The following is an 8556-nucleotide window of genomic DNA, read 5'->3' on the forward strand; positions in this document are numbered from 1 at the left end:
CGCGATGCGCGACGACTCGGCCGCGTCGGCAGGCCGCCGCACCATGCCGAGCACGGAGGCGCGGACCGGTGCGTGCGGGACCAGCGCGCGGGCGTGCACACCGAGCGGCTCACGGGCGAGCGCCTCGAGGTAGTCGCCGAAGGTGGCCCAGCGACGGTCGGGGAACGGGCCGAGCACCGGCAGGGAGTACTGCTCGAGCGAACGGTCGGGCGGGTCGGCCGGCGGCGGGGACGGCGCCACGCCCTGCCCGCAGTTGCCGACGATCGTCGTCGTCACGCCCTGCGACGTCTTCGGCGTGATGCCGCCCGGACGGAACAGCGCCGCGTCGTCGTGCGCGTGCACGTCGACGAACCCGGGCAGCACCTCGAGACCGCGGCCGTCGACCACCCGGCCCGCCCGGCCCGCCTCGACGACGGACGCCGCAGCCTCGGGCCCCACGGCCTCGACCACCCCGTCGCGCACGACGACGTCGGCCACCTGCGCCGCGCCTCCTCGACCGTCGTGGACTGTCGCCCCGATGATGACCGTCGTCGACACGGGATCCTCCTCACTCAGGAACGGGCGACCGCACGTTCCTGATCAGTGCACGACTCAGGACTCTCGCTCCCTCCCCCGCGCGGATCAGGACAGATGTTCCTGAATGAAGAGAGAGGGAGAGGAGACAGGCGGGCGGGGCGGTCAGGCGATGTTCGCGGTGATGCCCGCGATGTACGCGGCGCGGTCCTCTCGCGAGGCCGGCCGGCCGGGCACGCCCGGACGCGTCTGCCACGGCAGCGGCCCCGACGCCCGGTGGTACTCGACCCCCGCCGCATCGAGGCGCAGGAGGTGGTGGTCGAGCCGTGCGGAGAAGCCCGCGAAGTCCCGGGGCGCGTCCGACCAGAGCACGTCCGCCACCGCGCAGAGGCGGGGGAACACGAGGAAGTCCACGGTGCGGGGCGAGTCCATGTGCTCGGTCCAGACGTTCGCCTGACCGCCCAGCACGTGCCGCGCCTCCTCGGCGGTCAGCTCGGCCGGGACGGGCTCGAACGCGTAGACGTCCTCGAGGCCGAGCACGATCGAGACCGGGATGGGCTCGTCGGGCGAGTCGGACTGGCGGTAGTCGAGGTAGACCTGGTCGTCAGGGCAGGCGACGACGTCGTAGCCCAGCCGGGCGGCGGTCACCGCGCCGGTCATGCCCCGCCAGGAGGCGACGGTCGCGCCGGGCGACATGGGTCGGGCGCCGTCCGACGCGTGCCCGTCGCGGCTGTGTCCCTCCAGGATCTCGTCCCAGCCGAAGGTGCGGCGGCCCGCGGCCGTCACGTGCTCGTCGAGCTGGCCGATGAACCAGGCCTGCAGCTGTTCCTCGTCGGCGAGGCCGCGCTCGCGCATCAGCTCCTGGGTGCGGGGGTCCGCCTCCCACTGGGCCTTCGGGCACTCGTCGCCGCCGACGCCGATCCAGGTGCCCGGGAACAGGTCCATCACCTCGGTGAGGACGTCCTTGTAGAAGTCGACGGTCGACTGCTCGGTGTTGAGCACGTCCTCGAAGATGCCCCACTCGGTGCCGACCGCGATCTGTCGCGGCTCGGGCACGGGGATCCCGCCGGCCTCGACCGCGCCGACCCCGAGGTGCGGGTAGGCGGTGATGGCGGCCATCGAGTGGCCGGGCACGTCGATCTCGGGCACCACGGTCACGTGCCGCGCGGCGGCGTAGGCGACGACCTCGCGGATGTCGGCCTGCGTGTAGAAGCCGCCGTGCGGGCGGCCGTCCTGCGTCGCCTCGGGCCCGGCGCCCACCTGCGACGACGCGCGCCACGCGCCCACCGTCGTCAGCCGGGGGTACTTGACGATCTCCACGCGCCAGCCCTGGTCCTCGGTGAGGTGCCAGTGCAGGGTGTTGAGGCGGTGCATCGCCATGAGGTCGATCAGGCGCATCACGTCGTGCGTCGGCATGAAGTGCCGTGCCACGTCGAGGTGCATGCCGCGCCAGCCGAACCGGGGCGAGTCGGCGACGTCGACCGCGGGCACCGACCACTCGACGCCCTCGACGAGCGAGCGACGGAACACCTCGGGCGGCAGCAGCTGCCGCAGCACCTGCGCGCCGTAGAAGACGCCGGCGGCCGAGCCGCCCGTGATGCGGACGCCGGCCGGGCGCACCTCGACGCGGTAGCCCTCGTCGTCGAGCTCGGGGTCGAGGTCGAGCGAGATGCCGGCGCCGTCGCCGTCGCCCTCGCGCAGGGGCAGCCCGGTCGCGGGTCGCAGCACCGACTGCAGCCAGGCGACCGTGCCGCCGAGCGAGTCGGGCGCCGAGACGCGGGTGGCGGAGTCGAGCAGGTACGCGCCGGAGGCGGTGGTCAGCTGGTCGACACGGGGCAGCAGCAGGGGGTCGGTCACGGTTCTAGCCCTTCACGGCGCCGGCGGACATGCCCGACACCAGGTTGCGTTGGATGATGACGAAGAAGACGACGACCGGCAGCGAGAACAGCACGCTTGCCGCCATCTGCCCGCCGGAGTCGGTGCCGGTGTTCTGCGAGACGAACGACGCGAGCCAGACCGGCAGCGTGTACATCGACTGGTCCTTCATGAACGTGTAGGCGATGATGTAGTCGTTCCAGGCCGCGATGAAGGCGAAGATGCTCGTCGCGATGACGCCCGGCGCCACGAGCGGGAACAGGATGCGCGTCAGCACCTGCCAGGTGTTCGCGCCGTCGAGCTGGGCCGCCTCCTCGATCTCCATCGGGATGGCCACGAAGAACCCACGCATCACCCAGATCGAGAACGGCAGCACCGTCGCGATGTACGCCAGCACGAGGCCCGCGTAGGTGCCGAGCAGCCCGATGCTGTTGAAGATCAGGAACAACGGGATGAGCAGCGCCGTCGTCGGCAGCATCTGCACGGCGAGGATGACGATCATGATCGTGCGGCGCCCGCGGAAGCGGAACCGCGAGAGCGCCGCTGCGGCGAAGAAGCCCAGGATGATCGCGAGCAGCACCGTCGCGATCACCACCACCGCGCTGTTGCGCAGGTTGACGAGGAACCCGCTCTGCGTGATCGCGACGACGAAGTTGTCGAGCGTCGGGTGCTGCGGCAGGAAGAGCGGGGTCGACGTCATCGACTCCGACCGTGGCTTGAAGGCCGTGTTGACCATCCAGTAGACGGGGAAGATCCACACGGCGCTGAACAGCACCGCGAGCGAGTTGCTGAACCAGCGGGGCTTCTTGCGGCGACGCGACCGGCGGACGGGCGTCGCGCCTCCTGCGGTGCCGTCGGAGGAGCCGGCGGCAGGGCCGGCGGAGGCGGGGACGGCCGAGTCGGCGGCCGCAGCGGTCTCGGACGGGCCGTCGGTCGCCGAGGCGCCGACGCCGGTGGGGACTGTCGTGGTCACAGGTCTTCTCCCGAGCGGATGAGGTTGCGGATGTAGAACGCGGTGAGGCCGAGCAGCAGCAGGGTCGTGACGACCGAGATGGCGGCGCCCTGTCCGATCTCGAAGCCGACGAACGCCGTCTTGTACATGAAGACGCCGAGGGTCGACGTCGCGTCGTCGGGGCCGCCCTGCGAGACGAGCCAGATCTGGTTGAAGACGTTGTAGTCCCAGATGATCGAGAGGATCGTCACGAGCAGCAGGGTCGGCTTGAGGAACTGCAGGGTGACGTCGCGGTACACGCGCCACTCGCCGGCACCGTCGAGACGGGCCGCCTCCTTGTACTCGGGCGACACCTGCGTCTCGGCGGCGTAGAGGGTCAGCGCGATGAAGGGCACCGCCTGCCAGACGATCAGCATCCAGATCGACGTGTACGACAACAGGGGATCGTTCGACCACTGCGTGTCGGTCATGTCGCCGAAGACCCGCAGCTGCGTGAGCATCCAGTTGACGACGCCGTAGCCGGGCTGGAACAGCCAGTTCCAGACCAGCGAGGAGGCGACGTTCGGCATCGCCCACGCGAAGATCAGCACGACGGTGACGACGTACCGCATGCTCGTGTGGATCCGCGTCAGCAGGTGCGAGACGCCCATGCCGATGACGACGCTGCCGGCGACCATCGCCACGGTGAAGAGGACGGTGCGGAGCAGCGACCACCAGAAGTCGCTGTCGGTGAACAGCGTGACGTACTGCTGCAGCCCGACCGACTCGTAGGCGCCGGTGAACAGGCTGCGCTGGTCGTAGTTCGTGAACGAGGTGAAGACCAGGAACCCGATCGGCGCGACCATCACGACGAGCAGGACGATGCCGGCCGGGCTCAGCAGCCAGAGCGGGGCGAGCTGGCGCTTCTTCCCGGGCCGCGGGGCCGGGCCCTCGGGGGCGTGCTGGCGGGGTGGGAGGGGCGGCGCTGTCGTGACGGCCATGGCTGCTTCCTGGGTCGGGACTCAGAGATCGGGTCGAGCGGTGATCGGAACGAGCGGTGATCGAGTCGAGCGGTGGAGCTGGTCGAGCGGGGTGGTCCCGGCCGGGCGGCGCACGTCCTGCTCGTGCGTCGCCCGGCCCTGCGGTGCGGAGCCGCTCGCGGGTGGAACTACTTGTTGAGGGCGTCGTCCGTCGTGCTGTCGAACGACTCGGCGGCGGCCTCGGGCGACTTGCTGCCCGAGGCGACGCTGCTGAAGAGGTCGTTGATGCTCAGGTCGCCCTCGAGCGCGGCCCAGTTGCCGCTGGCCGGGGTGGCCTTCGAGTTCAGCGCCGCCGAGAAGAAGCCCTCGTCGATGTCGCCGAGCGTGCTCTGCGCCGCCTCGATGCCGTCGGTGCTGTTGGGGATCCAGCCGTCGTTGCCGTAGACCCAGTCGCTCTGGATCTCGGGGCTGGCCGCGATCTTGACCCACTGCAGCGCGAGGTCGGTGTTGGCGCTCTTGGCCGCGATGCCCCAGTCGGAGCCGCCGAGCATGACGGGCTGCGACTCGCCGGACTTGCCCGGGAACGGGAAGGTGCCGAAGCTGTCGTCCGTCAGGGCGGGGTTGGCCTCCTTGATCAGGTCGATCTTGCCGTTGGTTCCGAGCATGGCACCGGCCTTGCCGTCGGCGAAGATCTGGTCCTGGTTGGGCACGTCGGTGTCGAGCGTCTGCGAGGCGCCCGTCGAGTAGGTGTTCTGGAACTCCTTGAAGTCCTCGAGGCCCTGCTGCGCCTCGTCGGACGACAGCCCGGCCGACCAGGTGCCGTCGTCGCCCTGCGTCGCGATCTCCCCGCCGGCGTCCCAGACGAACTGCATGCCGGCGTACCAGTAGGCACCGGGCATGTAGAAGGGCGAGAAGTCGCTCGCCGGGTTCGCCGCGGCCAGCGTGTCGAGGTCGGCCGTGAGCTGCTCGTAGGTGGTGGGCTCCTCGGTGATGCCGGCCGCCGCCCACATGTCCTTGTTGTAGATGACGGCGCGGGCGCCCGCGAAGCCGGGGACGCCGTAGAGCGAGCCGTCGACCGTGGCGGGCTCCTCGAGGCCCGTGAGCCACTCCTGGCCCTGGGCGATGTCGTCCGCGTAGTCGGTGAGGTCGAGCAGGGCGCCGTTCTCGGCGTAGCTCGCGACCTGGGTGTTGCCGAGGTCGAGCACGTCGGGCGGGGTGGACGTCGCGAGCGCGGTGCTGATCTTGGTGGTGATGCCGTCCCACTGCTGGGTCTGGACGTCCACCTCCGCGCCGGTCTGCTCGGTGAACTCGTCGTTGATCGCCTTGATCGTCTCGTCGGTGTAGTCGCCCGTCATGACCCAGACGGTCAGCGTCTCGCCGTCGCCCTTCGTGGTGGGCACCGTCTGCGGCCCGTCGCTGCTGCCGCCTCCTGCCGTGCCCGCGCTCGAGCAGGCGGTCAGGGCAAGGGCGGCCGTGAGGCCGAGGGCCGCGACCGCTGTGTGACGTGTCATTCGCATTGTGTCTCCTCGTGGACGGGGCGGCGGTGCCGCGGGGTGCTGCTGGGAGTGATGGTGGTCGAACAGGTGCGGGCGGTGCTGGTGCGGGTGGTGCGGTCTGTGGTGGATCGGGCGGCGGGAGCGCCTGGGGAGGGGCCGCCGGGGCAGGGGCCGCGTGCCGCGCGGCCGTGCGCCGTCACGAGACGCCCAGCTCGGCCGAGAGCACGAGGGAGGCGGCGCCGAGCACGGCCAGGTCGCGGTCGTCGCCCGCGTAGCGGAGGACGAGCCCTTGGCCGACGGCCGCGAGCGTGCGGGCCCTGACCGTCTCGACCGCCGCGCGCAGCAGCACGCCGTCGAGCAGCTCACGGGGCCCGGAGAGCACGACCTCGTCGAGCCCGAGGGCGCTCACGACGGGGGCGAGCACGAATCCGAGGTCGCGCCCCGCGGCGTGCAGCACCGCACCGCGCGAGCCGGGGTCGACGGCGAGGAGGCGGGCCGACAGCCCCGGCGCCGCGAGCGAGACCTCGAGGCAGCCGCGGCGGCCGCAGGCGCACACGTCGCCCGCCTCGTCGACGGTGACGTGCCCGATCTCGCCGGCCGAGAAGCGGTCGCCCTCGACGAGCGCTCCCCCGACGATGAGGCCCACGCCCACGCCGTGCTCGATGGTGATGACCATCAGGCTGCGGGACGGGTCGCGCTCGGGGTCGCCGAAGGTGTGCACCCCGAGGGCGGCCAGGTTCGCGTCGTTGCCGACGTGCACCGGCACGCCCGTGCGGGCGCTCAGCCGGGCCGCGAGCGGCAGGTCCCACCAGCCCAGGTGCACCGCCGTGCGCACGACGCCCTGGTGGTCGACGATGCCGGGCGTGCCCACCCCGACGCCGAGGAGGCGCGTGGTCGTCAGCGCGGACAGCTCGTCGACGAGGCGCTCGGCCAGCGCCACGGCCGCCTCGCCCGTCGCCCCGTCGATGTCGACGCTGGCTCGGCCGACCACCTCGCCGCGGACGTCGACGACGGCGCCGGAGAACCGCTCCGCCGACGAGAGGTCGAGCGCGAGGATGTGGAACGAGTCGGGCCGGATGCCGACGAGCGTCGCTGGCTTGCCGACCCGGGAGTCGCCTCGGAGCCCGAGCTCGGCCACGACCCCCTCGTCGGCCAGCTCCTGCACGATGCCCGAGACGGTCGGCCGGGTGAGTCCGCTCTCGCGGGCGAGGTCGGCGCGGCTCATCGAGCCCTGGCGCCAGAGGGTCTGCAGCACGAGCGAGCGGTTGCGGGCCCGGGTGTGCTGCGGGAGCGACTTGGCGGTGACGCGCAGGGTCGAGGAGGAGGCGCGCTCTGCACCGGGGGCGACGGGAGCAGCGGCATGCGTGGCGGCACGGGGGGCGGCGGCTCGGGGCACGGTCGCCTCCTCTCGTCTCGGGCGTCGCCGACCGGGGCCTCGAGAGGCGTGCGCCGTCTCGTGGTGCGAGACGGGCCCGGCAGCGTTGCCGTTTAGTAAAAATGCCTTACAAACACGTTGTCAAGGCTGGTGCGGTGAGTTTACGAGCAGGAAACACGGCTGGTCAATACCCGAAACGAGCCCGAGATCTCGGGCCCCTCGTGCTTGCTGCCGTTCGGTTAGTAAGCTTTACTAACACCCATGAGCAGGCCTGTCCCCGCCTTCCCCGGCATCGTCGTGACGCCCGTCCTGGTCGTGAGCGAGGGGCCTCGCCCTGACCACGCCGTGGCGCCGGGGGCGTGCCCGTGAGGCTCGGCCTCGACATCGGCGGGACGAAGATCGACGCCGTGGCCGTCGCCGACGACGGTCCCCGGTCGCCCCGGCCCGTGCACCGCGTCCGGCTCGCCTCGGGCTTCGGGGTCGACGAGGTCCTCGACAACGCGGTCGAGGCCGCGCAGCGCCTCGCGGCGCTCACCGGCGTGCCGCTCGATCGTCTGTCCTCGGTCGGCGTCGGCGTGCCCGGCGTCGTCGACGCCACCACCGGCAGGGTCGGCCACGCGGTCAACCTCGGCCTCGTCGACACGGCGCTCGGCGACGAGCTGGCCCGCCGCCTCGGCGTGCCCGTCAGGGTCGAGAACGACGTCAACGCCGCAGCGCTCGGCGCGTGGCACGCGATGTCACTGCAGGGCTCGATCGCCTACCTCAACCTCGGCACCGGCCTCGCCGCCGGGCTGGTCCTCGACGGTCAGGTCCGCCGCGGCGCGCACGGTGCCGCAGGCGAGATCGGGCACGTCCCCGTCGACCCGACCGGCGCCTGGTGCGCGTGCGGACAGCGTGGCTGCCTCGAGACCGTCGCCTCGGGATCAGCTGCGGCCCGGCTCTGGCCGACCACCGCCCTGCACCCGGCACGCGCCCTCCTCGACGCGGCGGCCGACGGCGACCACCTGGCCGTGCAGGCCCGACGCACCCTGGTCGACGGGGTCGCGCAGGCCGTCCGGCTGCTCGCCCTGACGGTCGACGTGCAGACGATCGTCGTCGGCGGCGGGATGAGCGCCCTCGGCGACGAGCTGATGGGGCCGGTGCGCGACGCGCTCGCCCACCAGGCCGCCGCCTCCTCGTTCATCGCGTCGCTCGACCTGGCCTCGCGTCTCGTGCTGCTGCCCGCGGGACTGCCCGCCGCTGCCGTCGGGGCGGCCATGGCGGGTGCTCAGGCCGACCCCGTCCCGGCCGCGACCCTGCGCTGACGCCTCCCCTTCTCCCAGCCCGCCGTGAACCGGCAGGAAGTCCTGCCCGGGCCTCCCCGACCAGCACTTCCTGCCGGTGCAC

At 72.1% G+C, this 8556-nt stretch carries 7 protein-coding genes; 1 reads left to right on the plus strand and 6 read right to left on the minus strand.

The features are described from left to right. The 6 genes from RWM17_RS09430 to RWM17_RS09455 form a co-directional block, all read right to left on the minus strand. Positions 1 to 537, minus strand: a 537-nt coding sequence (locus tag RWM17_RS09430; protein ID WP_314103031.1) for an amidohydrolase family protein, incomplete at its 3' end; no start/stop codon positions are given. A gap of 141 nt (positions 538 to 678) precedes the next feature. Beyond that, positions 679 to 2370, minus strand: a complete 1692-nt coding sequence (locus RWM17_RS09435) for a beta-N-acetylhexosaminidase (protein ID WP_314103033.1) — start codon at positions 2368 to 2370, stop codon at positions 679 to 681. Between the two features lie 4 nt (positions 2371 to 2374). Further along, positions 2375 to 3361 carry a carbohydrate ABC transporter permease gene (locus RWM17_RS09440; RefSeq protein ID WP_314103034.1) on the minus strand — a complete coding sequence of 329 codons (987 nt, stop codon included), beginning with the start codon at positions 3359 to 3361 and terminating at the stop codon, positions 2375 to 2377. Next, complete coding sequence (locus RWM17_RS09445) at positions 3358 to 4320, minus strand: sugar ABC transporter permease (protein WP_314103036.1); 963 nt, start codon at positions 4318 to 4320, stop codon at positions 3358 to 3360. Before RWM17_RS09445 ends, RWM17_RS09440 begins: the two co-directional genes overlap by 4 nt. 167 nt (positions 4321 to 4487) lie before the next feature. Further along, positions 4488 to 5810: an extracellular solute-binding protein gene (locus RWM17_RS09450; RefSeq protein WP_314103038.1), complete on the minus strand. Its 1323-nt coding sequence runs from the start codon at positions 5808 to 5810 to the stop codon at positions 4488 to 4490. A gap of 181 nt (positions 5811 to 5991) precedes the next feature. Next, positions 5992 to 7191 carry an ROK family transcriptional regulator gene (locus tag RWM17_RS09455; protein ID WP_314103039.1) on the minus strand — a complete coding sequence of 400 codons (1200 nt, stop codon included), beginning with the start codon at positions 7189 to 7191 and terminating at the stop codon, positions 5992 to 5994. 344 nt (positions 7192 to 7535) lie between these two features. Here RWM17_RS09455 and RWM17_RS09460 point away from each other — a divergent pair, with 344 nt between their 5' ends. After that, entirely contained in the window at positions 7536 to 8474 is a 939-nt protein-coding gene (locus tag RWM17_RS09460; RefSeq protein WP_314103040.1) for an ROK family protein, read from the plus strand. Positions 8475 to 8556 lie beyond the last annotated feature (82 nt).

It is taken from the genome of uncultured Frigoribacterium sp. (assembly GCF_963515265.1).
In the GTDB taxonomy this organism is placed as follows: domain Bacteria; phylum Actinomycetota; class Actinomycetes; order Actinomycetales; family Microbacteriaceae; genus Frigoribacterium.

Bases quoted from the DNA above. Each gene is read 5' to 3' on its own strand.
- RWM17_RS09450 (WP_314103038.1), bottom strand. From the start codon at position 5,810: ATGACACGTCACACAGCGGTCGCGGCCCTCGGCCTCACGGCCGCCCTT.
- RWM17_RS09445 (WP_314103036.1), bottom strand. From the start codon at position 4,320: ATGGCCGTCACGACAGCGCCGCCCCTCCCACCCCGCCAGCACGCCCCC.